Here is a 25,254-nt window from a genome sequence, read left to right as displayed (position 1 = left end):
TTATGATAAATAATTTAAATATTCTTTTTCTATTCTATTAGCTGCTCTTGTAGATGGCAACCACGATGCAATCAAACAAATAATAATTACAATAGCATACACCATTATAAAATCTAAAATTTTCATTTTTACTGGATAGTATTTTAAGATGAATGATTCGCCTGGCATTTTTATTAAACCTACATGTTGTTGTAGTAGTAACAAAATAATTGCAATAATAGTTCCAATAATAGTTCCTATTGCAGCTAATAAAATGCCTTCGTACAAAAATAAATGTACTACCGATTTTTTTTGAAAACCAAGTGCTGTTAGTGCTGCCATATCTTTCCGTTTTTCTAAAACCAACATCGACAAAACACCTATGATGTTAAATGCTGCTATAATTATTATTCCAGATAAAATGGCAAATACCATCCATTTTTCAGATTGTAACACTTTGTACAATACTTCGTTTTGTTGGTATCTATTTTTGATGTCGTAATCATCGCCTAATTTTGAATGCAGATATTGTAGTACGCTAGCTTCGTCTTTTTTGTCTTTCAACTTAATTTCTATCTTAGAAACTTGAGTGTAGTTTTCGCTAATTTGTTGTAGATAATCTAAAGGTACTATGGTATACTTGCTATCAAATTCGTCGGAAATTGCAAAAACACCACCACCATTAATGTAACTTTTATTAAAAGCATTTTCTACATTCGACAAACTTTTGGTATTCTTTTTTCCTATATAAATTCCAACAGGTCGTGTTGCTCTTTCAGTATTAATACCTAAAATATTGGCTACACCAACGCCTAATAAAATATAATTCTGATCTGCTAATTGTAGTCGTTTGTTGCCTTCAATCATAAAAGAATCAAAACCACTAACTACATTAAAATAATTTCTATCAACACCTTTTATTGTAGCAATATGTTGATTTTCGTTGTACTCTAATAAAGCATTTTCTTCGAGTGTGTATGAAAATTGAGCAATATCTTTATTGTCTTTTAAAATATTGTTGATATTATCATCTAAATAAATAGTTTTACTATGTTTTGCCGTAATAGCAATTTCTGGATAAAAGACAGTGTAGAGTGATTTTACCAAGTCTTCTAAGCCATTAAACACAGACAAAACCAAAATTAAAGCCATTACACCAACGCCAATTGCAGCAGCACTAATACTAGCAATAATATTTATAGCATTGGTAGATTTTTTAGAAAATAAATATCTAAAAGCAATTTTAAATGGCAGACTTTTTATCATGCTTCATCATTGTTGGTATCTCTAAGTTGTTGTATTGAGTCGTCTTTGTCTTTAATGTCTTTAAACAATGCTTCCAACTTAAACACTTCGTCTAAAGAATCATCTTTAAAAAATACCAACTCTGGAATTCTTCTTACTTTACTTTTGATTTTATTACCTAGTAATTTTCTAATGGCTTTATTATTAGCTTCAATAAAATATAAAATTTCATCAGGTTTTTTATGATTAAAGATACCAATATACACTCTGGCTGTAAATAAATCTGGTGTTATATGTACGCTGCTAATACTTACCATTGCTCCGTCTAAAATTTCTTTAGCTTCTTGCAAAAAAATATCAGCCAAAGCCATTTGTATTATTTTGCTAACTTGTTTTTGTTTAATAGATTCCATCTTATGCAATAAAGACAAAAGTATATAATATCTTTGTCGATAACAAGTGAAACAGCTAAAGATATACTTAAATTATGTAAAGCCATATTGGCTCAATACAGTACTAAACATAGTATTTAACTTGCTAACTGCTGTATTTTCAGTATTTTCTTTGTTGATGTTGATTCCATTTTTGCAATTAATTTTTCAATCTGATGCAAATGCAGTCGTTCAAAAACCAATATTTGAGCAAGCAGTGAATACAAAATCGTACATAAGCGATTTAGTAACTTATCAAATACAAACATGGATAAATACCAATGGAAAAGTGCATGCATTACTTTGGGTTTGTTGTATTACGCTTTTAGTATTCTTCTTAAAAAATATTTTTAGATACTTGGCATTGCATTTTTTAGCTCCAATGCGAACTGGTATTGCATCAAACATTAGACAAAAAATATATGATAAATTATTATTATTAGATATTGCTTATTTTGCAGAAGAACAACATGGTAAAATAATGACTAAAATGACGAACGATGTTCAAGAGATTGAATATGGAGTGTTGCATTTTTTAGAAATCATTTTTAAAGAACCAATTACTATTTTAATTACGCTAATTACCATGTTGATTATGAGTCCACAATTGACTTTGTTTGTGCTAATCATTTTGCCATTGTCTGGTTATGTAATTGGAAAAATTGGAAAGAGTTTAAAACAAAGTTCGCATATAGTTTTAGATTTACAATCGCAGATTAACCAAATTACCAACGAAACTATAAATGGTATTAAAGTAATTAAAGCATATAATGCGAGTAGTTTTTTTAGAAAACTGTTTTTTGATACTAACGAAGCACATCACAATATTAGTACTAAGATGCTTAGAAAAAGAGATTTGTCATCGCCATTGTCTGAGTTTTTAGGAATTGGTGTAGTAGTAATTGTATTATTTGTTGGAGGAAGATTGGTTTTGAATGAGACATCAAGTTTGTCTGCAGAAGCATTCATTGCCTTTATCGTTATATTTTCTCAAATCATACAACCAGCGAAAGCTTTTTCAAATGCTTATTACTTTATTCAAAAAGGTTTAGCATCTATGGATAGAGTAAATGCCTTTCTTCAAGAAAAAATTACTATCAACAATAATGCAGATGCGATACCAATTAGTGCATTAAAGGAATCTATTTTAATAAATAATATTTCATTTAAATATAAAAATAAAAATGTATTAAATAATATTTCGTTTAGCATTCCTAAAAATCAAAAAGTAGCCATAGTTGGTTTGTCTGGAAGTGGTAAATCGACATTGGTACAATTGTTACTACGATTTTATGATGTACAACAAGGCAATATTGCTATTGATGGAACAGATATTAAAAAGATTAACTTAAATGACTTAAGAAATCAATTTTCGTTCGTAACACAGCATGCTGTTTTATTTAATGATACGATTAAAAACAATATTATTTTAAATAATGAATATAATGAACAGCAACTCAATCGTGTAATTGAATTGTGTAATTTAACGACTATCATCAATCATGCAGAACATGGTTTGGCTACATTTATTGGCGATAATGGTATTAAATTAAGTGGTGGCGAACAACAACGCTTGGCATTAGCAAGAGCTGTTTATCACGATGCACCTATTTTAATTTTAGATGAAGCTACTGCTCATTTAGATAGTAGTAATGAACAAATGATTCAACAAGCATTAGCTAAGTATTGGCAAAACAAAACAGCTATTGTTATAGCTCATCGTTTATCTACGATACAACAATGCGACAATATTATAGTGCTAAAAGAAGGCAATTTGGTAGAGCAAGGCAATCATCAAACACTAATGCAATTACAAGGCGAATATTTTAGATTGGTAAGTTTACAACAGTTATAGTTTAATCCAAACCTGGTGCGTTCCATGAGTCGGTTTTAATTTCTACGCTGTTGGCTTTGTTGATTGCTTTACTAGCTCGTTTCTTATTAAAAATCATAGAAATCGTCATAATTATACTAGTACCTATAATGATAAATAATAGTATGCCATTGTCAAAATCATCGGCTTGATGTTCTTTTGGAATTGCATAAAATAATAAGATGGTAATTAAACCTCTTGGTGCAATAAATAGTTGTGGAATAATATCTTTTCCTATAAAAATTCGTAGCAGAATAAATCGAACTATATATATAATGGCTAGTAAAATCAAACTAATTACTACTACATCTATGTTTGCTAGTGATGCAAATGTTAGCGTAATACCAAAAATCACAAAAAAGAAAGTTCGTACCACAAATGAAGTTTCCATGGTAATATCGTGTAAACTGTGATAAATACTGTGTACTTTATTTACATCTATCAATCGTTTTAGTTTGCCTCTAAAAAATAATTCGGTGTTGGCAATTACCAAACCAAAACTTAAAATAATTAGCAACGACGATAAATGCATTTGTTTTCCAATGGCATATAATAACATCAACAGTGCTATTAGTAAAAACAGTTTTACTTGACTTTGTAACTTTTGAAATACTAATACTATAATATAACTAAATATAATAGATAGTAGTATTGTTATAAATATATTTATAGAATATTCAACAACTCCAGAAGAAAAACTATATTGTTTGTGATGTGCAATTGCTAGTGATTTACTTTTAAGCTGTGCTGTAATAAAGTAGAAAAGCATGATTCCCATAATATCAGAAAATGTACTTTCATATATATGAAATTCTTTTTTGTCTGCTCTTAAATTACTTACACTTGGTATAATAATAGCACTTGATAAAATAGATAATGGTGTTGCATACATCCACGCTTGCATGGTAGTAAGTGTTGGTATAAAATGCATGAGTACTTTTACCGTAAGAAAAGCAGAGCCAAGTAAACCAATCAATGCTACTAAAAATGCACTGGTAATTGGTTTTATTTTATCTCTATCTAGTTTGAGTTCTAGTGCAGCTTCTAGTACTATCATGATTAATCCAACGATGCCTAACATTTCTAGTACTGGAAAAAAGTCGAGATTATAGATATTGAAAAAATCTAGTACAAATTGTAGTAAGATACCTAATACTATTAATAATAATACAGAAGGCACACCTGTTCTTTTTGAAATTTCTCCGAAGAAAAATGATATAATTATTATAATTGAACATATAATAATTAAGTTGTATGATGATAATATTTCTGAATACATAGTACTTAGTTTTCTTTAAGTTTTAATTGATATTCATCTGACTTTAACAATTCATATATTGTATGTATATATTTATGATTAATCAATACTATACTAATGTAGATTGTGTTTTCTTTAGGTATTATAATTGGTTTGTTATTGTTTAGTAAGAATGGAAAATCGAATAGAATTTGTTTTACTGTATTGATGATTTTGTGTACATCTGAAGTTTCGTTTAATGTAATTTCAAATTCTAAATGTATTGGTTCTTGCACATTTACTGTTGATGTTATAAAGTGATACAGTTGATGATAGTGTATAAAATGCTTTTTTTCTATGTTAGATAACACAATGCCTGTGTTTAAAATCTTGTCTATCACTCCATTATAATTGAGCACACTAAAACGAATGCCTTCTTTTAAATTGAGTTCATAAATTAACCAAGTTCCTAACACAAATGATTTTATAACTCTGTAAAACAATGCAATAACTATCAGTAAGAAAATACTATTCCAAAGTATATGTACACTTACAAAACATACCATTATTATAATTATTCCAATAATTAATATTAATCTATTTACTAAATATTGTAGTGGTTTATTATTGGTTTTTTCAAAAATACTACTCGATAATTTATTATGATACAAGAACATCAATACTATGATTACAAAGGTAATAAGTAAAAAACCAGTCCATGTAAGTCCTATTTCGCTTGGATTAATCATAGTTAAATTTTAAATCAAAATCGTGCAAAATATGTTCAACATAATCTATAATTGCTTTGTTTACATTAATTTCTCCAAAGTTATTGCGTACTAAAACTTTGCAATTCAACAAGTTTTGAATTTGCAATTGTCCACTCCTACTCGACTTCGCTCCTATATTTTTAAGCATTTCAAATTCGTCTGTCTTTTTCAACTTTAAAATATATTTTAATAAATATCTATTTCTTTCAATTAAATCGACAAAAGAATCTGGTGTACTTAATATATGTTCATACTTTTGTCTGGTAGACAAATAAAAATGTTTTAAACAAGCACCAATATTATTATGTGTATGCTGTATAATATATTGTATATATTTTTCTATTTTTTGATTTTCATCGTCCCAAGATGCTGACTGATTGTCTTCTTTAATAGACGCAATATATCGTAGTACAATGGCTTTTAAAATATCATCATTAGAAGTAAAATTGGTACAATACTCTGCTATAAAATAGTCGTTAAATCTAAAATAAGTATCTAGATGATGTTTCATCCAACCATTAGTTGAAACTATAAAGAATATATTTTTATTATATTTATTGATATTATAAATAAAAGTATTGATATTGTCATACAAGCTATTCTGTTTATCTCTCCACAATTCTAAATCATCAATAGCTAAAATTACTTTATCTTGATAAATATATTTATTAATAAACTTTAATGCTTCTTCTAAATTGTATTCTACTTCAAAATTTCTACCTTTATAATGTATCGTAGTGTGTGGTTTTAAATAAACCACTGGTAATTTTGGAATTGCTAAATTAATAGATTCTAGTATTGTACTTTTTCCAGTTAGTGCATCACCATAAACCAACAAAGCACCTTTATTTCCAGCATTCCATTCTTTAATTGCCACTTTTGTAAGCTGATAAACATCGTTTCGTTCTACTAAAAATGACTTGCCAATATATCCTTTTTTAAGAAACAACGATGTAGTAGCAATGTCTTGTTGTTGAATGGTATTGTGTTGTATAAAATCGAAAGTATCTAATAAATTTAAAACGGTATCATCATCTTTATAGAAATATTTTCGCAAGCTTCTTTTAAACTTTTGATAGTTTCTTTCCCAAAATCCAAATTTATATTTAACAATTTTGCCATTGGCTTCTCTATTAAGATTCACTCTATAAATAAAGTAATCATTATTATTAAATATATTAGTAGTTTTAAAAGTTTCATTAATTGTTTTAGCTAAATCTTCATTTTTAGCAACTAAATCTACTAGAATTTTATTGGCATTTTTAGGAATATTGCTAATCGGTTGCAACACAGTTTCCATATTGTATGGCAAATTTTCTTTGAGTTTTATTTGTTGCACAATTTCTTTAACTCTATTGTTTACATTGATTAAAGACAACAAACATCGGTCGTGAATTTGCTCACTTAAATTCTTTAAATCGTAAAAAACTGGATAAATTTCTGCTTCGAGCCAAGCACTAATTTCTTCTTTAAAATCTATGGTTTTAACCAACAACTCTCCTTCTGCTACACCACTTGCAATATCACATTGTTCTAAAGTATTGATGTCTAATTCTGTAAAAGAATACTTTGTTTTATGCACTTCTATCGCTTTGTAGTGTTTATTGATGAGCTTTTCCAACGCTTCCAAATCTTTGGCTGTCCACTCTGTAAATTCTTGTTTAATGGTTTGCAAAAACGATTCGGTTTGATTAATTGCAAAGTTAGCTTGGTCGTTTAAAACTGCTGTACTATCAATTAATTTAGCTTTATACTCAACAATATCTGCATTAACAACTTCTAAATTTTTATAGGATTGTATAATTATTTTGATGTGTTCGATTAACTTTTGTAGTTGTTCTACTATGATTGTACTTGGATTGGTTTCGTGTTGCCAAGCATCTAGTTTTTTTTGTGAAATAGTATCAGTTTGTAATACAGTTAATTCATCTATTATTTCAGAATTTATATTTTGCAATAATATTTTAGTATCTGACTGATTGATAGTAATATTAGTACTTATTGTTTTATCTTCAATAGCTGAAATGGCATCTTTATAAACTCTAAAATTAATATCTCTTAATAGTATAGCTAATTTTTTAAATTTAAATGCCGTTTCATATTGCAAAGCTGTAATGGCATTGGATGATAATTGAAATGGATTTTCTTGAATTAATTTTATACAGAATTCTACGATTGCAATACTGTGTTCTGTGATATTTTCCATAGAAATATCAGTAGTATCAAAATCGTTGATAAGCAATTGCATTTTATCTTTCCATGCATTTATCATACTCAATAATACGCCAAATTTTCTAAATATTACAGTTTAAAGAGCATAAATTAGCAATGGTAAATTTTATTTATTGTCTATATTAGATAAGTGTACTTATCTTCAAGAAACAATATATTAATAAGTTTAGGTATATATTAATGAAGCAAAATCTATTTGTTATAAATTTACAATTTAACTTTCTAGTATTTCTACTCCAATTTCTTGCAGTTTTAAAATGGTATCAGATAATAAATCGCTAGGAATATTTACTATAAATTTAGATATATTATCTATATTACTATTTATTATTTCTATTGGAGATACTAAAATATTATATACACTATTTAATTGTTCATAATTGCACTGAAAAATTATCTGTTCGTAGTGATACACTTCTATAATATTGGTTGCCATAAGTGTTTCATTAGCACTTGCTTTATAAGCACTAATTAATCCAGAAGTACCTAATTTTGTTCCTCCAAAATATCGAACAACAATGAGCAACACATTTTTTACATTATAGCTATCTATTTGTTGAAGTATTGGTTTTCCTGCAGTGCCACTTGGTTCTCCATCATCAAAAGCTCTAAAATTGTTATCATCAAAACCTAATCGATATGCAAAACAATGATGCGACGCTTTTTTATGCATCTGTTTTACATAATTAATATATTCTTTTATAGCTAATTCATTGTCAACAAAATAAGCATAACCAATAAATTTACTTGCTTTCTCTTTGTATATAACACCTTCAATATTTTCTACTGTACGATATTTCATGACAGAAATCCAATTAAAACAATCGACAGAATTGCTAATGCAATGCCAATAATTTTTTGTTTGTTTAATTGTTCTTTAAATAGAATAAATCCGCTTATAGTTGTAAGCATTACTACACTTATATTGTTAATTGGAAATATTACACTTGCTTGCATTTTAGATTGCTCTAATGCTTTTAATAGAAAAAATAGTGAACCATAGTTTGGTATTCCTAATATAATTCCTGCAATAATATTTTTTAGTTGATATAAATCTTTCTTATAAAAATTAGCTGCAAAACTTAATGCAAATGCACCAAAAAAGACAGTAGTATTAGTAATGTGTTCCCAACCATCTATAAATAATTTATTCTGAATATAGTTATAAACTGCATCACATAATCCACCACCAATAAAAATAATTAATGGCAACAGCAATACAAATTTAGTAGGTGTTGCTGTTGATTTTTCTTTGTTGAATGAAATTAATAATACAGCAATTATTGCCATCAATATACCAATGAACTTTATTATAGTTACAGCATCATTATATAAAAAAATAGCAAATATTACTGGAATTACAAAAGATAGTTTAAAGGCAATTCCTGTGGTAACTACGCCAAGTGTTTGCGATGAAATACCAACCATACTAAATATTATATAAAAGCAACAACCTAATAAAAATGGCACTAAAGCGTATTGCCAATGTATCATAGCTTGTATAGATTGCATTGGTGTTTCTAAAAATAATAAACCAATTAATACACAAACTAAGTAGTTCCACACTATACCATAATTTGCTGTAATATTGAATTGTTTATACATTCTCATAATAAGTACTAACAATGTAGTACAGATTATACTTAAAATTAAATATATCATTTAGTAATTTTATATAATTTATCTTGATTAATATTACTTACAACAGCGTTTTGTAAATTTATTTTTGGTGCTGCAATTCCATTGTTTAATTGTTTTTCATTTTGAAGTACATATATCTCATTCCAAGCATCTGCTTTAATAAATGCATTTAAAATAGCACTTCCGCCTTCTATCAAAACACTAATAATATCATGTTGATATAGTCTTTTTAATACTTCATAAATATCATATATATTATTTACTTTTATTGAATAAATATTTTCGTCTAAGTCATTTTCTGTAATTACTCGATAATTATCATCACTAAAAAAGTATTTATTTTTATTTAATTCAATATCATTAGTCATCAATAATCGCAATGGTGATTTTCCATAAGCAAATCGTACTGTTAGCTTTGGATTATCAATATTTAAGGTATTGTTTCCTATTAATATTCCTTGAAATTTTGTTCGCAATTGATGTGTCCAAAACTTAGTAGCATCATTAGTAATTTTAGTGCGTTCATTGTGTTTAGCAATAAAACCATCTTTACTTTCTGCCCATTTTAAAGCTACAAAAGGCATTTTATGTTGATGAGCATAAAAGAAATGTTGCATTTGTTGTTTCGCTTCATTTTCTAAGATACCTTCAATCACTTCAACACCATTTTTTTGTAAGTGAGCAATGCCTTTTCCGTTCACCAAACTATGTGTATCTCTCGTAGCAATAACCACTTTTGGAATTTGATGAGCGACTATCAAATCTACACATGGTGGCGTTTTTCCATGATGCGAGCAAGGTTCTAAACTCACATACAGCGTAGCATTTTTAATTAGATGTTTATTGGCTTCACTAACACTATTAATACAATTTACTTCTGCATGATTTCCGCCAAAAGCACTAGTAAATCCTTCGCCAATTATTTGATAATTATAAACCAACACAGCACCAACCGATGGATTTGGTGTAGCAAAACTCTGATTGATTTTTGCTAAAGTCAAACATCGTTGCATATATAAGATATGTTGTGTTAAATTCTCCAATTAATTTGTAACTTTCTGCAAAAATAAGCTTTGCAACTGTATTCTTTCCAAAAATTGATGATAAATATTCTAGCTGAAGAATTTAGTGAACGAGAATCAGAACAGTTATTTAAATATATTATAGAAGATTATTTTCAACAAAATTATAATTTAATTAAACAAATTATTTTAAATGATGACCAGATTGAAGATTTAAGTTATATTATTCAAAAAGTGTGTAATCATTATCCAATGCAGTATATTTTTAATCGTGCAGATTTTTACGGACTTAAATTTTATGTTGATGAAAGTGTTTTAATTCCTAGAGCAGAAACTGAAGAATTAGTACATCTTATATTAAAAGAAAATAATGATGATGCTAAACACATTATAGACATTGGAACTGGAAGTGGTTGTATTCCTATTACATTAAAAAAACATCGACTCAATTGGACTGTTGATGCTATTGATATTAGTACAGCAGCATTGACTATTGCAGAAAAAAACGCTAGTCACCTTGAAACCAATATTGATTTTATACATGATGATATTTTAAACATCAAAAATAATTATAATAAATATGATATAATTATATCTAATCCACCTTATATTCCAAATAAAGAAAAGACTGTAATGAGTGCTTCTACAATTATGCATGAACCAAAACTAGCTTTGTTTGTAGATGATGATAATCCACTCATTTTTTACGAAGCCATTGCTCAATTTGCACAACATCATCTCAACGAAAATGGAATAGTGTATGTAGAAATTAATGAGTTTCATGCAAACAATACCATTCAAGTATTTAAGCATCAAAACTTTAAAAAAGCTGAAATTATTAATGATTTAGCCAACAAACCAAGAATTATAAAAGCAATTAAATAATAAAACTACTATATTTGAACAAAATCGGTTTATGAAGACAAAATACTTTATATTATTACCTATTATTTTATTTACTATTTCATGTAAACAAAAAAAACAAGTGGTTCAACAACCAGATGTAGTTGCAGCACACATAGATACTACCGTTAATCCAGCAGACGATTTTTTTGCTTTTGCCAACGGAAAATGGATAGCAGAAAATCCAATTCCAGCAGCGTATTCTAGTTGGTCTATTTGGAATTTAGTAGAAGACGAAGTACAAGAACAACTAAAAACAATTAGTGAAGACGCAGCCAAAAACAAACATACTGCTGGTAGTAATGAGCAGAAAATTGGCGATTTCTATATTTCTGCAATGGACACCAATGCTATTGAAAAAATAAAGTTACAACCATTACAAAAAGAAATTAATAAAATTAAAAATATTAAAAATACTACTGATTTAATCAATACCATTATCGATTTACAAAATATTGGTGTTGGTGTTGCTTTTAATCTTGGTGTTTATGCTGATATGATGAACAGCAATAAAAATATTTTATATATTTGGCAAGGTGGTTTAAGTTTGCCTAATAGAGATTATTATTTCAATACAGATAAAAGAACGCTAGACATTGTAAGTGATTTTAAAACTAAACATTTGCCTACAATGCTTAGTAATGATACTATGATTAAAGACACTAAAGCTAGTAGTCTAAAAATTTATCAGTTGGAAAAAATATTAGCTAGCAATTCTAAAAAATTAGAAGAGTTGCGAGATCCTTATGCCAATTATAATCCTATGACTGTTGATGAATTAAATCAACTAACACCAAACATAAATTGGACAAATATATTTAAACAACTCAATATTAATCCAGATACGATTATAGTAGAACAACCTCAATTTTTCAAAGCACTTAATAATCAAATCACTAAAACAGATTTAAATACTTGGAAAGAATATTTATATTTTAATTTATTAAGTACCTATGCACCTTATTTGAATAAATCTGTTAAAAATGAAGATTTTAGATTTTACAGTACTGTAATTAGAGGAAAACAAGAACAATTGCCACGATGGAAACAAGCTATTGATTGGGAAGAAAGTGTAATGGGCGAAATATTAGGTCAACTGTATGTAAGAGATAATTTTTCTCCAGAGTTAAAACAAAAATACGAAGACTTGTGCGACAAAGTTTTTGATGCTTTTGCCAATAGAATCAAAAATCTAGATTGGATGTCCGACTCTACTAAACAAAAAGCATTGTATAAGCTTAGTAAAGTCAACAAAAAAGTAGGTTATCCAGATAAATGGAAAAACTTCTCTGAATTAAAAATTACCAAACACTCACTAGTAGAAAACATTATTAATTCAAATATATTTTGGACAAATGATAATTTAAGTGACTTAAACAAACCAGTAGATAAAACCAAATGGGAAATGACACCACAAACATATAATGCATATTATAGTTCTTCTAATAATGAAATTGTTTTGCCTGCTGCAATTTTTAAGTTTCCTGGATATAAAGATGATGAAATTGACGATGCAGTCATCTATGGTTATATTGCTGCATCTACGATTGGTCATGAAATTACACATGGATTTGATGATGAAGGCAGACAATTTGATGCTGATGGTAATTTAACCGAATGGTGGACAGAAAATGATGCTAATTTATTCAATCAGAAAGCAAAGGTAGCTGTTGAACAATTTAATAATTATACGGTATTAGATAATATTCATTTAAATGGCGAAGCAACACTTGGCGAAAATATTGCAGATTTAGGTGGTATTGTAATTGGTTTAGATGCTTTTAAGAAAACAAAACAATATAAAGAAGGTAAAGAAATAGCAGGTTATACACCATTGCAAAGATATTTTTTAGGTTATGCTTACGGTTGGATGGGACATATTAAAGATGAAGATTTAGCGAATAGAGTGTATACTGATGTCCACTCTCCTGCTAAGTTTAGAGTAAACGGTCCTTTTTCAAATGTGCCAGAATTTTACGAAGCATTTAATGTACAACCAAATAATAAAATGTACCGACCAGAAAATTTAAGAGTTAAAATTTGGTAATGTAGAGTAGATAACTACTATAAACTTTTATACCATGCTAAGCTTTTTTCTATCATTTGTTGATTGATAGTATCGTTGTAGTTACATGTACCTATTTCTGAAATTAAAGCAGCTTTTATTTCGGTAGCTGTATTTTTTTTATCCATTTTCATATAATCCATAATATCATTAATCTTATACTTCGAAATATTTACTTTTGGATAATATTTTAACAAGACTTGCTGTATTTCTAATAAGTCTTTTTCTTTTAAATTAAAATACTGATTGGCAATATATGCTTCGCACAACATACCTATTGCAATTGCTTCGCCATGTAGCAATGGATTATCGTCTTCATCTACAGAACATGCTTCTATTGCATGACCAATAGTATGTCCGAAATTCAATGTTTTTCTTACTGTTTTTTCAAATGGATCTTCGGTAACAATAGCTCTTTTTACCAATAACGATTTGTATAGTGTTTCTTCTATATCATCATTTAAAATATCTAATTCTTTTAATTTATTCCACTCTGATGCATCGTAAATTAAAGCATGTTTAAACACTTCTGCAAAACCATTAATGAGCTGTTTTTTAGGTAATGATTTTAAAAATTGTATATTGATATAGACTAGTTTCGGATTTTTGAATAGTCCAATTAAATTTTTTCCGTACTGAAAATCGACACCTAATTTACCACCAATAGATGAATCGACTTGTGATAAAATAGTAGTAGGAATTTGTATAAAATCAATACCTCTTTTGTAGCACGATGCAGCAAATCCGCCCATATCGCCAATAACACCACCACCAAGATTAATAAACAATGCATTTCTATCTATTTGATGATGTATTAATTGATGCCAAATACTCTGACAAGTATCTAAGTTTTTATATGCTTCACCACTTGGTATTTCAATTATAATTGGATTTTTTATAACTTGTTTTAATAATGGTAAGCAGTATTGGTTGGTAATATCATCAACTAAAACAATATACTGACTGTATTTATTTTCATTTAAGAAATTACTTAAGCTGTTAGTACTTTGGTCAAATACTATGGTATAATCTTGTAGTGTTATTGTTTTCATTTATAATTGCAAATTACACATTAGAAATTTATTATAGACAATTCTACTCAACTTATTTAGCAACTACTTTTGTCTTGATGCAAAAGTACAAAAAATTAAGACTGCATCTCTTCTCATTGTTCAATAGACAAATCTAGCTTTAATAACTAGCAAGCTGTGTTCTAGTACAATTGCTTATTTTGTAGCAGCTTTGGCTTTGCTTAATTCATTTGACTTTTTATAAGCTGCTTCTACTCCATTTTGAATATTATCATAAAGGTTGGTATCGTTGAATATTTTAAAAGCAGCTTCTGTAGTTCCGCCTTTAGATGATACTCTAGAAATCCATTCTTTACAAGATAGGTTGTGTACTTTATACAATTCCACAGCACCTAAAAATGTTTGTTCTACTAGTTTAGATGCTTCTGTATAAGAAAAACCTAAGTCAATTGCTTTTTGTATCATCGCATCCATAAAATAGAAAACATAAGCAGGTCCACTTCCAGAAATTGCAGTAACGCTATTCATTCTGTCTTCATCATAAATTTGAATAGAAACTCCAGTTGTTTCTAATAGTTTTCTGATAAATTCTATTTCTTTTGGTGGAATACTATCATCAACCATAAAACCAGTTGCACCTAAACCAATTTGACAAGCTAAGTTTGGCATACAACGAATGATTCTGTCTGTACCTAATTCTTGTTTGATTTCGGATATAGATACACCAGCCATTATAGATAAAATAATATGCTTAGGTTTTATATATTCTTTTAACTGAGGATAAATAGAATAAGCATCTTGTGGTTTAATTGCTAAGATGATTAAGTCTTTTTCTTCAATAAAATCACCAAAATCATTAGAGACTTGTCCTAGTTTCAATCTATTCAAATCAAAAATTTGATTTTGGTCTTTTTCTATAATTGTGAGTTGCTTGTAGTGTAAAATCTTTGCATTTAAAAAACTTTCAGCAAACGATTTTCCCATATTTCCACCACCTACTATAAGTACATTCATAAGGTGTAAAAATAAAAAAAGAATATTAAATGAAGCATAAATTTTAACTGGATTTAAAAATTCATTTTTTAATCATCTATTGTTTTTTTATAGTAAGACTAAAATAATTTATTTTTATTATCAAGAATAATCAAGAATACCATTACTTCACTACAACAAAGCAGTTGTACTAAGTAATATTCCATCTTCATCTACATAAATATATTGATTAGGTACGAAATCAACATTAGCAAAATTAATGACTTCATTTAGCAAACCAGTTTTTCGTTTTACGGTTTTCTGCGGATTGGTATTTAATGCTCTAATTCCAATTTCCATAGCATTTATAGCTACACTATCTCTAATACAACCATATACTATGATGCCTTCCCACTCATTTTTTATAGCAGCAGCAGCTATTAAATCGCCAACCAAAGCACAACGCAAAGAACCACCACCATCTACTACTAGCACTTTGCCTTTGCCATTTTCATTTCGCAAGGTATCTCCTACTAGCGTATTGTCTTCATGACATTTTATTGTAACTATTTGTCCGCTGAACTGTGTTTTATTTCCGTACGATTGAAACATTGGTAAAGCAACCTTTACATGGTCTAAATGTTGGTCGTATAAATCTGCTGTTGAAAAACTCATGACAATTATTTGAACATAAAAATATAAATTTCTGTTTTAATGTCTAATTTTAATTTATGGACGAACGATTTACCAATCATTTAATGATGATTAGACCTGCGAACTTTAGTTATAATATAGAAACTGCACAAAATAATTATTTTCAAAATAATATTTCAAATAATAATAATAATAATATACAAGAAGAAGCACTTATTGAGTTTGATAGAATGACTTCATTATTATTAAAAAATAATATATCGATTACCATAATTAATGATACAATAACACCTATAAAACCTGATGCCATTTTTCCTAATAATTGGATTAGTACACATAGCAATCGAACTATTTTTCTATATCCTATGTATAGTAAAAATAGAAGTGTAGAACGCAGACAAGATATCATTGATTTACTTCGAGAGAAATTTAATTATAATGAAGTCTTTGATATTAGTGATTACGAAAAAAGAAAGCAGTTTTTGGAAAGTACTGGCAGTATTATCTTCGATAGAAAAAACAAAATTGCATACGCAGCTCTTTCTCCTAGAACAGATAAAGATTTATTTATAGAACACTGTCAACAATTAAATTATACACCAATCTATTTTCATAGTTATGATGTTCATCAACAATTAATATATCATACTAATGTAATGTTTGCACTTGGTAATAATTTCGCTATTGTTTGTTTAGAAAGTATTACTGATAAAAAAGAACGAGCATTGGTCATTCAATCATTAGAAAAAACTAATTATGAGATTATTGATATTTCACTAGAGCAAGTATATCATTTTGTAGGCAATATGTTACAAGTAATTAATATTAATGGTGATTATATTTTATTGATGTCATCTCAAGCTAGAAATGCACTGACTATTTCGCAAGTAGAAAAAATCAAACAATATACTCAACTACTAGATTTTGATATTGAAATAATAGAAACTATTGGTGGTGGAAGTGTACGATGTATGTGTTGCGAACTGTTTTATTAATTATTTTCACTGCATAGTATATATATACTCAATTTTTACGCTTCATCTTCTACAGATTGTGTGTAAATAGTAATGTCTTTTTCAAAAGAATCTGAATTGGCTATTACATGTGCAAAAATATTATGCACTGCTTCTAATGCAGAATTATCGTTAATCAACAATTGGTCATATCCAAATATCAAAATATTTATTTTTTCTTGTTCTATCCAAGATAAATCTGACATAATCTCATCTAAAGAATCTAAGTTATGTGAAAAGTAATCTGGAAATTGCATAGCAGCAGCAATTTGCTGAAAAAATTTATCTCTAGTAGTAGATTTTGTTCCATCTACAAATGCCAAATAAGTGTCTTCTACAATCAAGTAATCTGAAAAAATATGCATAGTCATTTATTTTATTTGAATAAAAGATTTATAATGATCTTTAGTATAATAAGCACTGCCTTCTGATTCTGTAACCAATCGTTCAGCACCTCTGTTTTGTCCATTTACTTTTTTATGAACATCCCATTCTTGATAAGCCGTTTTACTTCCATCTGCATGTCGTTGTGGCAACAGCTTTTCATAGTTATTAAAAACTCTTCCACCAACATATCCATCTGGTGCTTTATGATTGGCTTCTACATACTGTAGTGTTGTTATCACATAATCTGGAACATCTGCATTATATTCAATAGAAGATGATTGATTATCACTTGTATTCGTATTATCTTCTACAACAACTGAGTTATTATTTTTATCTACTTTTGGACTAGTCAACTTAAAGATGAGAAATCCGAATACAAAACCTAATATGATTAAAGCACTTTTTTTAATAGCTAATATTTTTTATTGATTTGCTTTAGCATGGTCTGCCAAAAACTGAGCCAAACCTTTATCGGTTAATGGATGATGAAATAAACCATTAATTGAGTTTAACGGACATGTAACTACATCTGCTCCAATTTCTGCACACTTAATAATGTGTAATGGCGTTCTTATAGAAGCTGCTAGTATTTTAGTATCATACATATAATTATCATATATTAGTCTTATTTGTGCAATAAAATCTAATCCATCATAATTAATATCATCTAATCTGCCAATAAACGGACTTACATAAGTTGCTCCAGCTTTTGCAGCTAAAATGGCTTGTCCTGGAGAAAAAACTAGCGTACAATTTGTTTTAATACCTTTGTCTGAAAAGTATTTTATTGCTTTAATACCATCTTTAATCATTGGTACTTTTACTACAATATTTTTGTGAAGTGCTACCAACTCCTCTCCTTCTTTAATAATACCATCAAAGTCTGTAGCAATAACTTCTGCACTTACATCACCATCTACAATATTGCAAATGTCTATGTAGTGTTGTTTTACTTTATCGCTACCAGTTATTCCTTCTTTTGCCATTAAAGACGGATTTGTAGTAACTCCATCTAAGATTCCTAAATCGTTTGCTTCTTTAATCTGACTTAAATTCGCTGTGTCTACAAAAAATTCCATATTTATTTTTACTTATAGACACAAATATATTGAAAATAAGCTATTTAATACCTATTCCTTCATCAACAGAAACATTTTGTTGTTGATTTTCATCTTGATGCTCTTTTGCAAAAACAATTTCGTATTCTAAAGTATTATAAATTGCAAAATTATAATATTTGTTAGCATCGTATAAATAAGTACTTTGCGATTGTATAATTTCAATGGTAGTTTCTCCATCAGAATAAACTAAAATATGATTGTATCTGTCATAAACTTTATCTCTAACAAAAGAGAAACCATTTGTTAATATAGCTTGAATGTAATCATTATACTTACAAGTATCTTTTAGCTGAAACGAAATTCTGTTTTTCTTATAATGATTTGGTCTATAAATAAAATCAATAAACTCAACATTACACGCTTCAGGTTCACCAGAAATTCTAAAATTATATTCTACCATATCTTTCCGCCATTCAGCAAAATCATACATATACCAACCTTTTTCTTCTAAAGCAACATTAAGTTGATCTGCATCTAATAACCGATAGAAAAGAAAGTCCTGCAACTCAATTGCCTTGACTTGTTGTACACTTATACATAGTAAAGCATACAATACTAAATTTAAAAATTTATACATATTAGGGTTTTTACTAATGTAAATTTAGCATTAAGAAATGAAAAAAGCAAATTATTTTAAAAAAATGTTAACAGATTTAAAATTTAGCATTCTGTATCTTTGAGGCCATGAATAAAGCATTTTATCCTTTAGTATTTGCAGGTATTTTAGCAGCAGGTATTTTATTGGGTTATAAGATACAAGGTCTTAACAATAAACAAGCAGATACTGTACTTTTTAATAGTGGCAATTCTAAATTAGATTATATACTACAACTAATTAATGCCAAATATGTAGACGATGTAAATATCGATTCTATTTATGATGGTGTTATCACTTCTGTATTAGAAAATTTAGATCCGCACTCTGTGTATTTACCACCAGTAGAAAGTCAGCAAGAGGCAGAAATTATGGAAGGTAATTTTGATGGTATTGGTATTGAATTTATGATTTTGAAAGATACCGTTAATGTAGTGAATGCAATTGCTGGTGGTCCGTCTGAAAAATTAGGTATAAGTGCTGGAGATAAAATTTTAAAAGTAGACGATTCTGTTTTTGCAGGTATTGGTGTTACTAACGAAATGGTTTTAAAAAAATTAAAAGGACCTAAAAACACTAAAGTAAAAGTAACCATGCTAAAAAATAGTGGCAAACAAATTACCTATACTATTACTAGAGATAAAATTCCTATTTACTCTGTAGATGCAGGAATAATGCTTACTAAAGATATTGGTTATATTAAAATAAGTAGGTTTGCTGCTAGTACCTATACCGAATTTGCTCAAAAATTAGATGCACTTGAAGCTAAAGGCATGAAAAAACTCATTTTAGACTTACGAGGAAATGGTGGTGGATATATGGATCAAGCGACTAAAATTGCAGACGAATTTTTAGATGGCAAGAAATTAATTGTGTACTCGCAAGGAAAATCAATTCCAAAAATGGAAGAATTTGCAGGAAAGATTGGCAACTTTGAAGAACAACCATTGGTAGTTTTGATTGATGAAAATTCAGCTTCTGCTAGTGAAATTGTAAGTGGTGCATTGCAAGATTGGGACAGAGCTACTATTATTGGACGCCGTTCTTTTGGAAAAGGACTGGTACAAGAAGAAATTCCTTTTAAAGATGGTTCTGCTTTAAGATTAACTATTGCCAAATATTATACACCTTCTGGCAGAAGTATTCAAAAACCTTATAACCACAACAATATAGATTACTATAGCGAAGTTTATCAACGCTACTCTCCTAATGGTGAATTATTTAACAAAGACAGCATTAAAGAAAATAAAAATTTAGAATACAAAACAAAAATTAAAGGACGAACTGTTTATGGTGGTGGTGGTATTACACCAGATATTTTTGTTGCATTAGATACCAGTTACTACAATCCGTTTATAAGTGCAATTTACAGTAATAATTACCTAAATGAATTTGCAAATAACTATAGTATTAGTAATAAAAAAACACTGCTAAATACTTATAAAACGGCTACAGAATACATTAACAAATTTACTATTTCTGATGAGCTATACAATAGCTTTGTAGACTACTGTATAAAAAATGGAATGAATAAAAATAAACTCTTATTTAAGAACACATCAAAATCTTTTATAGCTATTCGCATAAAAGCTGTTTTAGGTAGATATTTATTTAATGATGATGTATATTATATTGTTCTATCAAAAACAGACAAAGACATACAAGCAGGAATTAAAGCACTTAATAGTCTTTAATGTAATACTAAAAATAAATATCTATTACAATTCTAAACCATTTCAATTTTATAATTACAAATCCTCACTACTTTTGGTGAGGATTTTTTATTTTTATACTATGAACCAACCAACATATCAATACTACAATCAATTATTTAAAGATTTGCATTTGCCTTTAGCTTATGTCGATATGAATATGCTTAACCAAAACATTAATGATATCGCCACGAGAGCAAATAAAACCAACATTAGAATTGCTAGTAAATCTTTAAGATGCACTCATATATTAAAACATATTTTAGAATCAAATGCTATTTATAATGGCATTATGTGTTTTACTACACAAGAAGCTATTTGGTTAAGTCAACAAGGTTTTGATAATTTATTGCTTGGATATCCTTCCGTAAACAAAGATGAAATCCAGACTATCTGTCAACTAACAAAACAAGGCAAAAAAATCATCTTAATGGTAGATAGTATAGTTCATTTAGAGTTGGTGAATCAAATTGCTAAAGCAGAAAATACCATTCAACCTTTGTGTATTGATTTAGATATGTCTTCTGATTTTCCTGGTTTACACTTTGGCGTAATGCGTTCTCCTTTAAATACCGTAGATAAAGCTATTCAAGTGATAGATGCATTTGATAAGTTTCAAAATATCTCGCTAAACGGATTAATGGGTTACGAAGCTCAAATTGCTGGACTTGGCGATAATTCACCACACAATGGAATTAAAAATCCTGTTATAAAATTGCTTAAGAAAAAATCTATCAAAGAAATTGCAAAACGAAGAGGCGATGTAGTCAATTATATCAAAAGTAAAAACCACAATTTAGAAATTGTAAATGCTGGAGGTACAGGAAGTATAGAATCTAGCATACAAGAACCTTGGGTTACAGAAGTTACTGTTGGCTCTGGCTTCTACACTCCTGCTCTATTCGATTATTATTCAAATTTCAAGCACTTGCCTGCTGCGGGTTATGCGGTACAAATTGTAAGAAAACCAGCACCAAATCATTATACTTGTTTAGGTGGTGGCTATGTGGCTTCAGGTCCAGTTGGTGCCGATAAAAGACCAATTCCTTATTTGCCTTTAGGCATTCAACTAACTGATAATGAAGAAACTGGCGAAGTGCAAACACCATGTATTTATAAAGGCAACGAAAAACTAAATATTGGTGATACCATTCTATTTCGTCATGCCAAAGCTGGAGAACTTTGCGAGCGATTTAATGAACTACATTTAATTAAAGACGGACAAATCATCAACAAAGTTCCAACTTATCGTGGTGAAGGAAAGTGTTTTTTATAAAATAATGTATAGTAGAGAGTAGTTAAAATACTTTTTTATTTTTCCACTTTATTTCATTTTAGTAGCATAATTTTTTTCTCAATACTATTTGCATATCACCATTTATTGGTATATTGTAAAAAATTTGAAACATGAGTGTTATAAATAGCAATGCTGTTGGCATTATCAACCCAATTAATGGCAATTTACTCTACGAAATTGATAATCCAAGCAGTAGCGAAATTCAAAATGTCTTTAATAAAGCAAAAGCAGTTCAACAAAAAATAAGCAAAATGTCTGTCGATGAAAGAATTAAAGAAGTCGATAAAATCAGAGCTTATGTAATGGAATATCAAGACCTAATTTTAGATAGCATTATTGCAGAAACTGGCAAATCTAGAACCGATGCTTTTGCTGCCGAAGTTTTTGAAGTCTGCGATGTAATTGATGTGTATAAAAAACTAGCACCCAAATTATTAAAAGATAAAAAAGTACCAATTCCTATTTTTCTAATGGGAAAAAAAGCTCGACAATATTTTGAACCACTAGGAACTATCTTAGTGATTACACCTTGGAACTTTCCTTTTTATCAAGTTATTGTTCCAGCTTTATTAGGATTTATTGCAGGCAATGCAGTTATCGTAAAACCATCTGAAGTTACGCCATTAAAACCTTTGTGGGAACACTTCTTTAAACACAGTGGTTTTATGCAAGATGCCATTCAAGTAGTTATTGGTGGAAAAGATACAGGTAGACAGTTAATAGAACAAAGACCAGACAAAGTACATTTTACAGGTTCTGTAAATACAGGTAAAAAAATTATGGCTGCTTGTGCTGAAAAATTAATTGCCGTAGATTTAGAATTAGGTGGAAAAGATCCTTCTATTGTTTTTGATGATATTAATATTGATAGAACTGTAAATGGCGTAATGTGGGGTGCTTTTACTAATGCTGGACAAAATTGTACGGGTATAGAAAGATTATATGTACAAGAAGGTATTTATGATAAATTTGTAGCTGAATTGGTTGATAAAACTAAAAAATTAAGGTATTCTAATCCAGCAAGAGATACCAAATCGCCAACCGATTGTGATGTTGGTGCTATAACAGCTCCTTTTCAAGTAAAAATTATTGAAGATCATATTGAAGATGCTATAGCTAAAGGTGCTAATTTATTGTGTGGTGGTATTCAAGAAAAAGGGTCACATCATATTCCACCTACCATTTTAGATAATTGTACCAACGATATGAAAATTGTAGCTGAAGAAACTTTTGGTCCTACTATTGCTATCATCAAGTTTAAAACAGAAGCAGAAGCGATTGAGTTAGCAAATAATTCTCCTTATGGACTTGGTGCTTCGGTATGGACAAAAGATATGGAAAAAGGCGATAGGGTAGCAAGAGCTATTCAATGTGGTAATGTTTGTGTAAACAACCACATGATAAACGAAGCCAATCCGTATTTACCATTTGGTGGCGTAAAAGATAGTGGTATTGGTCGCTACAAAGGCGATGAAGGTATTTTAACATTCTGCAATCATAAATCGGTTATTTTAGATAAAATGAATGATATGATTGATCCACATTGGTATCCATATACAGAAAGCAAAGCTTCCTTATTGAAAAATTTAATGGATAGCTATTTTAGCAAAAGAAAAAAATGGCTCAAGTTTGCTAAAAATGGTTTATTGATTGATACAATTGGTAAAAAAGAAAAATTAAAATAAATGATATACGATTTTATTGTAGTTGGTTCTGGTTCTGGTGGTGGAGCTTTGGCTTATTATCTCAATCAATCTGGTGCTAAAGTATTGTTAATTGAAGCTGGAAAATTTTATAGAAAAGACACCTTTCCTAGAACTGAAGCTGAAACTTCTGCTTATTTATATTGGGGTGGTGGAATAGAATTTTCTAAAGATGGCAGAATGGGTTTTTTAAGAACTCGTTTAGTTGGTGGTTCTTCTATCGTATATCAATGTTTAATGGATAGGTTTGATGATTTGGCTTTTAACGATTGGAAAGACGAATCTGGTGTTGATTGGTTTTCTAATGCTACAATGGATAAACACTATCAGCAGATAGAAACCGATATGAAACTGCACACTTTTGCAGAAAACGAAAGAAACCAGAATGCTAAATTATTTATTAATGCTTGTGATAAGCTAGGTTATAAATGGCATAATCTAAGAAAAGGTCAAGATGATTGTGGTTTTGAAAAAGGCAACGATTGTATTGCGTGTTTAGGTGGTTGTCATAGAGATTCTAAGCAAAGTTCTTTAGTGGCTTTTGTTCAGAAAGCAGAAAAAGAAGGATTGGATATTATTACTGAAACAGAAATTAATAAAGTAGAACCAAACAACGATACTTGTAAAATTCACGGACTAAAAAATGGCAATCCAATTAGTTTTGAAGCTAAGAAAGTAATTTTATGTGGTGGAGCTTTTGGTAGTACCAAAATGATGTATCAATCTGGTTTTGATAAAAAATTACCAGCTTTAGGCAAAAACTTTTCATCGCATCCACAGTTTATGTGGTTCGGTTTTCAAAACGAACCTGTAGATGCTCACAAAGGATATTTTCAATCTGTAGCATCTAAAGATCCTAATTTTAGAAAAGAAGGTTTTAAGTTAGAAAATGTATTTGGTCCTCCAATTTCTATTGCTATGTTGTTTAATACCATAGGTGCAAATCATCAAAAATATATGAAAGACTATAGATACATGCAATGTATTGAAGTAGCAATTAGAGATGAAAATGCAGGTACAATTAAAGTAGATAACAAAGGCAAACTCATCGTAGATAAACCATTAACCAATCAAGATAAAACAAGAAAAGATAAAGGATTGAATGCTATAAAAAATATATTAATAGCAGCAGGTGCAAAAGAAGTGTATGAATCGCCTTTGTATTTTGGATTGCATTTAATGGGTGGTTGTGTTATGGGAACAGATGCTAGTAAATCGGTAGTAGATCCTGAGTTTAAAGTACACGGAGAAAAAACTTTGTACATAGCAGATTCTAGTATTTATCCAAATGCACCAGGTATCAATCCTTCTTTAACTATAAAAGCATTATCGCACAAATTAGCTCAAGAGTTGATAAAATAATTTTAAGAT

At 29.0% G+C, this 25,254-nt stretch carries 23 protein-coding genes; 8 read left to right on the top strand and 15 right to left on the bottom strand.

Annotated elements, in window-relative coordinates; translation table 11 throughout:
- Together H6553_07300 and rbfA are read right to left on the bottom strand one after the other, a co-directional pair.
- Positions 1 to 1,245, bottom strand: coding sequence for an ABC transporter permease (locus H6553_07300; protein MCB9033626.1), 1,245 nt, complete (start codon positions 1,243 to 1,245; stop codon positions 1 to 3).
- On the bottom strand, positions 1,242 to 1,637 hold the full coding sequence (rbfA, locus tag H6553_07295) for a 30S ribosome-binding factor RbfA (GenBank protein MCB9033625.1): 396 nt from the start codon (positions 1,635 to 1,637) through the stop codon (positions 1,242 to 1,244). Before rbfA ends, H6553_07300 begins: the two co-directional genes overlap by 4 nt.
- A gap of 46 nt (positions 1,638 to 1,683) precedes the next feature.
- On the opposite strand from rbfA, the gene H6553_07290 reads away from it, so the two are divergent.
- Positions 1,684 to 3,510: an ABC transporter ATP-binding protein gene (locus tag H6553_07290; protein MCB9033624.1), complete on the top strand. Its 1,827-nt coding sequence runs from the start codon at positions 1,684 to 1,686 to the stop codon at positions 3,508 to 3,510.
- A gap of 1 nt (position 3,511) precedes the next feature.
- On the opposite strand, the gene H6553_07285 is transcribed toward H6553_07290, so the two are convergent.
- The 6 genes from H6553_07285 to ribD form a co-directional block, all read right to left on the bottom strand.
- Positions 3,512 to 4,807, bottom strand: coding sequence for a cation:proton antiporter (locus H6553_07285; GenBank protein MCB9033623.1), 1,296 nt, complete (start codon positions 4,805 to 4,807; stop codon positions 3,512 to 3,514).
- A gap of 5 nt (positions 4,808 to 4,812) precedes the next feature.
- The gene (locus H6553_07280; protein MCB9033622.1) at positions 4,813 to 5,514 is read right to left on the bottom strand and encodes a hypothetical protein; all 702 of its coding nucleotides are present in this window, start codon (positions 5,512 to 5,514) and stop codon (positions 4,813 to 4,815) included.
- The gene (locus H6553_07275) at positions 5,507 to 7,807 is read right to left on the bottom strand and encodes an ATP-binding protein (GenBank protein ID MCB9033621.1); all 2,301 of its coding nucleotides are present in this window, start codon (positions 7,805 to 7,807) and stop codon (positions 5,507 to 5,509) included. The genes H6553_07280 and H6553_07275 overlap by 8 nt, the downstream gene beginning before the upstream one ends.
- A gap of 174 nt (positions 7,808 to 7,981) precedes the next feature.
- On the bottom strand, positions 7,982 to 8,569 hold the full coding sequence (locus H6553_07270; GenBank protein ID MCB9033620.1) for a YigZ family protein: 588 nt from the start codon (positions 8,567 to 8,569) through the stop codon (positions 7,982 to 7,984).
- Positions 8,566 to 9,372: a DMT family transporter gene (locus tag H6553_07265; protein MCB9033619.1), complete on the bottom strand. Its 807-nt coding sequence runs from the start codon at positions 9,370 to 9,372 to the stop codon at positions 8,566 to 8,568. Before H6553_07265 ends, H6553_07270 begins: the two co-directional genes overlap by 4 nt.
- A gap of 53 nt (positions 9,373 to 9,425) precedes the next feature.
- Positions 9,426 to 10,451, bottom strand: coding sequence for a bifunctional diaminohydroxyphosphoribosylaminopyrimidine deaminase/5-amino-6-(5-phosphoribosylamino)uracil reductase RibD (ribD, locus tag H6553_07260; protein ID MCB9033618.1), 1,026 nt, complete (start codon positions 10,449 to 10,451; stop codon positions 9,426 to 9,428).
- 57 nt (positions 10,452 to 10,508) lie between these two features.
- Here ribD and prmC point away from each other — a divergent pair, with 57 nt between their 5' ends.
- The gene (gene prmC, locus H6553_07255) at positions 10,509 to 11,315 is read left to right on the top strand and encodes a peptide chain release factor N(5)-glutamine methyltransferase (GenBank protein ID MCB9033617.1); all 807 of its coding nucleotides are present in this window, start codon (positions 10,509 to 10,511) and stop codon (positions 11,313 to 11,315) included.
- Positions 11,316 to 11,346: 31 nt separating this feature from the next.
- Complete coding sequence (locus H6553_07250; GenBank protein MCB9033616.1) at positions 11,347 to 13,380, top strand: M13 family metallopeptidase; 2,034 nt, start codon at positions 11,347 to 11,349, stop codon at positions 13,378 to 13,380.
- 17 nt (positions 13,381 to 13,397) lie between these two features.
- Here the strand turns inward: H6553_07250 and aroB are convergent, their stop codons facing one another.
- The 3 genes from aroB to rraA form a co-directional block, all read right to left on the bottom strand.
- Positions 13,398 to 14,450 carry a 3-dehydroquinate synthase gene (gene aroB / locus H6553_07245; protein MCB9033615.1) on the bottom strand — a complete coding sequence of 351 codons (1,053 nt, stop codon included), beginning with the start codon at positions 14,448 to 14,450 and terminating at the stop codon, positions 13,398 to 13,400.
- 174 nt (positions 14,451 to 14,624) lie between these two features.
- Complete coding sequence (proC, locus tag H6553_07240; protein MCB9033614.1) at positions 14,625 to 15,443, bottom strand: pyrroline-5-carboxylate reductase; 819 nt, start codon at positions 15,441 to 15,443, stop codon at positions 14,625 to 14,627.
- Positions 15,444 to 15,593: 150 nt separating this feature from the next.
- Entirely contained in the window at positions 15,594 to 16,076 is a 483-nt protein-coding gene (rraA, locus tag H6553_07235) for a ribonuclease E activity regulator RraA (protein ID MCB9033613.1), read from the bottom strand.
- 56 nt (positions 16,077 to 16,132) lie between these two features.
- Between rraA and H6553_07230 the strand changes: the two genes are divergently transcribed.
- Positions 16,133 to 17,050, top strand: a complete 918-nt coding sequence (locus H6553_07230) for an amidinotransferase (GenBank protein ID MCB9033612.1) — start codon at positions 16,133 to 16,135, stop codon at positions 17,048 to 17,050.
- A gap of 35 nt (positions 17,051 to 17,085) precedes the next feature.
- On the opposite strand, the gene H6553_07225 is transcribed toward H6553_07230, so the two are convergent.
- From H6553_07225 to H6553_07210, 4 genes are read right to left on the bottom strand one after another with little or no spacing between them, the layout of a single operon-like run.
- Complete coding sequence (locus H6553_07225) at positions 17,086 to 17,433, bottom strand: barstar family protein (GenBank protein MCB9033611.1); 348 nt, start codon at positions 17,431 to 17,433, stop codon at positions 17,086 to 17,088.
- A gap of 6 nt (positions 17,434 to 17,439) precedes the next feature.
- Positions 17,440 to 17,847 carry a ribonuclease gene (locus H6553_07220; protein ID MCB9033610.1) on the bottom strand — a complete coding sequence of 136 codons (408 nt, stop codon included), beginning with the start codon at positions 17,845 to 17,847 and terminating at the stop codon, positions 17,440 to 17,442.
- 30 nt (positions 17,848 to 17,877) lie between these two features.
- Positions 17,878 to 18,534, bottom strand: a complete 657-nt coding sequence (gene fsa, locus H6553_07215; GenBank protein MCB9033609.1) for a fructose-6-phosphate aldolase — start codon at positions 18,532 to 18,534, stop codon at positions 17,878 to 17,880.
- A gap of 40 nt (positions 18,535 to 18,574) precedes the next feature.
- Positions 18,575 to 19,153 carry a hypothetical protein gene (locus H6553_07210; GenBank protein MCB9033608.1) on the bottom strand — a complete coding sequence of 193 codons (579 nt, stop codon included), beginning with the start codon at positions 19,151 to 19,153 and terminating at the stop codon, positions 18,575 to 18,577.
- A gap of 107 nt (positions 19,154 to 19,260) precedes the next feature.
- On the opposite strand from H6553_07210, the gene H6553_07205 reads away from it, so the two are divergent.
- From H6553_07205 to H6553_07190, 4 genes are all read left to right on the top strand, one after another.
- Positions 19,261 to 20,865 carry a S41 family peptidase gene (locus H6553_07205; protein MCB9033607.1) on the top strand — a complete coding sequence of 535 codons (1,605 nt, stop codon included), beginning with the start codon at positions 19,261 to 19,263 and terminating at the stop codon, positions 20,863 to 20,865.
- 100 nt (positions 20,866 to 20,965) lie between these two features.
- The gene (locus H6553_07200) at positions 20,966 to 22,159 is read left to right on the top strand and encodes an amino acid deaminase/aldolase (protein ID MCB9033606.1); all 1,194 of its coding nucleotides are present in this window, start codon (positions 20,966 to 20,968) and stop codon (positions 22,157 to 22,159) included.
- Positions 22,160 to 22,290: 131 nt separating this feature from the next.
- On the top strand, positions 22,291 to 23,865 hold the full coding sequence (locus H6553_07195) for an aldehyde dehydrogenase family protein (GenBank protein MCB9033605.1): 1,575 nt from the start codon (positions 22,291 to 22,293) through the stop codon (positions 23,863 to 23,865).
- The gene (locus H6553_07190) at positions 23,866 to 25,245 is read left to right on the top strand and encodes a GMC family oxidoreductase (protein MCB9033604.1); all 1,380 of its coding nucleotides are present in this window, start codon (positions 23,866 to 23,868) and stop codon (positions 25,243 to 25,245) included.
- Positions 25,246 to 25,254 lie beyond the last annotated feature (9 nt).

This window comes from Chitinophagales bacterium, assembly GCA_020636535.1.
Taxonomy (GTDB): Bacteria; Bacteroidota; Bacteroidia; order Chitinophagales; family JADIYW01; genus JADJSS01.
This window is presented reverse-complemented; position numbering and strand designations above follow the sequence as displayed.

What these genes read in the sequence shown, in the direction of transcription:
- H6553_07280 (MCB9033622.1), bottom strand. Translation starts at nt 5,514, where the DNA reads ATGATTAATCCAAGCGAAATAGGACTTACATGGACTGGTTTTTTACTT.
- rraA (MCB9033613.1), bottom strand. Translation starts at nt 16,076, where the DNA reads ATGAGTTTTTCAACAGCAGATTTATACGACCAACATTTAGACCATGTA.
- H6553_07190 (MCB9033604.1), top strand. Translation starts at nt 23,866, where the DNA reads ATGATATACGATTTTATTGTAGTTGGTTCTGGTTCTGGTGGTGGAGCT.
- H6553_07265 (MCB9033619.1), bottom strand. Translation starts at nt 9,372, where the DNA reads ATGTATAAACAATTCAATATTACAGCAAATTATGGTATAGTGTGGAAC.
- rbfA (MCB9033625.1), bottom strand. Translation starts at nt 1,637, where the DNA reads ATGGAATCTATTAAACAAAAACAAGTTAGCAAAATAATACAAATGGCT.
- H6553_07225 (MCB9033611.1), bottom strand. Translation starts at nt 17,433, where the DNA reads ATGCATATTTTTTCAGATTACTTGATTGTAGAAGACACTTATTTGGCA.
- H6553_07250 (MCB9033616.1), top strand. Translation starts at nt 11,347, where the DNA reads ATGAAGACAAAATACTTTATATTATTACCTATTATTTTATTTACTATT.
- aroB (MCB9033615.1), bottom strand. Translation starts at nt 14,450, where the DNA reads ATGAAAACAATAACACTACAAGATTATACCATAGTATTTGACCAAAGT.
- proC (MCB9033614.1), bottom strand. Translation starts at nt 15,443, where the DNA reads ATGAATGTACTTATAGTAGGTGGTGGAAATATGGGAAAATCGTTTGCT.
- prmC (MCB9033617.1), top strand. Translation starts at nt 10,509, where the DNA reads ATGATAAATATTCTAGCTGAAGAATTTAGTGAACGAGAATCAGAACAG.
- H6553_07300 (MCB9033626.1), bottom strand. Translation starts at nt 1,245, where the DNA reads ATGATAAAAAGTCTGCCATTTAAAATTGCTTTTAGATATTTATTTTCT.
- H6553_07195 (MCB9033605.1), top strand. Translation starts at nt 22,291, where the DNA reads ATGAGTGTTATAAATAGCAATGCTGTTGGCATTATCAACCCAATTAAT.
- H6553_07275 (MCB9033621.1), bottom strand. Translation starts at nt 7,807, where the DNA reads ATGATAAATGCATGGAAAGATAAAATGCAATTGCTTATCAACGATTTT.
- H6553_07210 (MCB9033608.1), bottom strand. Translation starts at nt 19,153, where the DNA reads ATGTATAAATTTTTAAATTTAGTATTGTATGCTTTACTATGTATAAGT.
- H6553_07230 (MCB9033612.1), top strand. Translation starts at nt 16,133, where the DNA reads ATGGACGAACGATTTACCAATCATTTAATGATGATTAGACCTGCGAAC.
- H6553_07270 (MCB9033620.1), bottom strand. Translation starts at nt 8,569, where the DNA reads ATGAAATATCGTACAGTAGAAAATATTGAAGGTGTTATATACAAAGAG.
- fsa (MCB9033609.1), bottom strand. Translation starts at nt 18,534, where the DNA reads ATGGAATTTTTTGTAGACACAGCGAATTTAAGTCAGATTAAAGAAGCA.
- H6553_07205 (MCB9033607.1), top strand. Translation starts at nt 19,261, where the DNA reads ATGAATAAAGCATTTTATCCTTTAGTATTTGCAGGTATTTTAGCAGCA.
- H6553_07285 (MCB9033623.1), bottom strand. Translation starts at nt 4,807, where the DNA reads ATGTATTCAGAAATATTATCATCATACAACTTAATTATTATATGTTCA.
- H6553_07200 (MCB9033606.1), top strand. Translation starts at nt 20,966, where the DNA reads ATGAACCAACCAACATATCAATACTACAATCAATTATTTAAAGATTTG.